The following is a 1,743-nucleotide window of genomic DNA, read 5'->3' as shown; positions in this document are numbered from 1 at the left end:
CGCGCGGTCGCGTCGAGGTCGGCGACGCTGTCGCCGAACTGGCCGAGGTAGAACGCGCCGTCGACCAGCGTCGCCGAGACGATCTCCGGGTACCACCCCGGCTCGAGCGCCTCGACGACTCGGGGTGTAGGGTCCCGGAACAGCCCGTTCTCAGCCTCCCCAGGGGCGAGAAAGCGGACGCGGTCGCCGGTCACGACCCCTACGTGGCTGTCGTCGGCGACGAGCCGGGGGTAGCGAGCGGTGTCGATCCGCCAGCGCTCCGCGCCGGAGTCGGCGTGGAGTCCCCGGAGCCGTTCCCGCTCGGTGACGTACACCGTCCCGTTGGACTCGAACACCGCGCCCGGCTCCAGCCCGTCGGGACCGCGCCAGATCTCGTCGCCGGCGGTGTCGAGCGCGACCAGCGTGTCCGCGCTCACGTACAGCCGCCCCTCGACGAACGCGAGGCCGCCGCCGAACTCGACGCGCCACCGCTCGGTGCCGTCGAGCGCGACCGCGACTGTCGCTTCCTCGGAACTCGCGTAGATTGAGTCGGGACCGACGACGACCGAGGAGACGACGCCCGGGAGCGGGGCCGACCACTCGGTCGTCGGCGTCGATCGCGGCGGGGCGGCGTCGGGGTTGTGACGCGTGTTCCGCGCGCCGTAGTCCTCGGTCGGCCACGTGTCGGCGGGCGGGGACGTTCGGTGGTCGATCCGGCGCTGTGCGGCGTCCTGTGCCGGATTCGATCGACCGAGACAGCCGGCGCTTCCGAAGGCGCCGGCGGCGGCGCTCGCCCGGAGGAAGCGGCGACGGGAGCGGGAGACCATACCCCACGCTCCGGTCCGACAGCACTTCGTTCCAACGCCCGGCTGTCGGGAGCGGAGTGGCTCACGAACGCATACGGGCGTTACGGTTTTAGGTGCCCGTCGCTAACTGTCCAGTATCGAATGAGGCGCGACTACTTCGAGCTAGACGTGACGAACGTCGACTGGGCGGAAGACGGTGGTGAGCCCGCCCAGCCGCTGGTCGAGATCGACTTCAGTGGGCCGGGGGAGACGCTCCGGGAGCGCCTCAGCGACGCCGACGGCGATCTGCTCGACGGCGAGGACGTCGACGTGGCGTTCCGACTGCAGGACGAACTCGGGAGCGACGACGTGGTCCCCGGAGTCGTCGCCGTCACGAACCGCGTGACCGGGGAGTACGTCCTCGAACTCAACGAGGAGTCCGACGACGTGCTGCGGTTCATCGAGGCGGCCCGGGCGTACGTCGACGCCGAGGAGGAGGGCGGCTACCGCGTCATCGTCTCCATCGACGGCGACGAGATGGTGGAGTACGAGAAGGAGACGTTCCTGGTGTACGACGCCGACGGGGAGTTCCTGCGAGAGCGGAGCCTCATCCCGCCGGGCGTCGAGCTCTGAGTTTTTGCGGGAGAGGGATGTTTTCGGGTCGGTAGTGGTGTTTTCGGGAGAAGCTTGTGAGCAGTCGGGATAGGGTAGAGTTCGTTCGGATTCTGGACATTGTGGAAATTCTGGATCTGTTGGGCTGTTTCGACGTTCTCTCGGTTCTGGACTGGAGACGCGGAGTTTGTTTGCTTCAGGACGAACAGGACCGCGGAGTTCGCTGCCTCTACGACGAACAGGACCGCGGGGTGAGCATGTCCACTTGTGACCGCACCGCCCCGCACAGCCCACAGACCTCCCCAGCCGACTCGTTCCTTCGCTGTCGCTCAGTCACTCGTCCCTCGCGCGCTCGTTCGCGCACGGA

At 68.3% G+C, this 1,743-nt stretch carries 2 protein-coding genes; one reads left to right on the top strand and one right to left on the bottom strand.

Annotation, left to right across the window (positions count from 1 at the left end; genetic code table 11):
• On the bottom strand, positions 1–806 hold an 806-nt coding region (locus ACFR9S_RS11250; protein WP_379818684.1), incomplete at its 3' end, for an outer membrane protein assembly factor BamB family protein.
• Positions 807–926: 120 nt separating this feature from the next.
• On the opposite strand from ACFR9S_RS11250, the gene ACFR9S_RS11245 reads away from it, so the two are divergent.
• The gene (locus tag ACFR9S_RS11245) at positions 927–1,397 is read left to right on the top strand and encodes a DUF5793 family protein (protein WP_379733027.1); all 471 of its coding nucleotides are present in this window, start codon (positions 927–929) and stop codon (positions 1,395–1,397) included.
• Positions 1,398–1,743 lie beyond the last annotated feature (346 nt).

The organism is Halolamina salina, from assembly GCF_042678005.1.
In the GTDB taxonomy this organism is placed as follows: Archaea; Halobacteriota; Halobacteria; order Halobacteriales; family Haloferacaceae; genus Halolamina; species Halolamina salina.
Note: the sequence above shows the minus strand (reverse complement) of the source record. Positions and strands in the feature narration are given on the sequence as shown.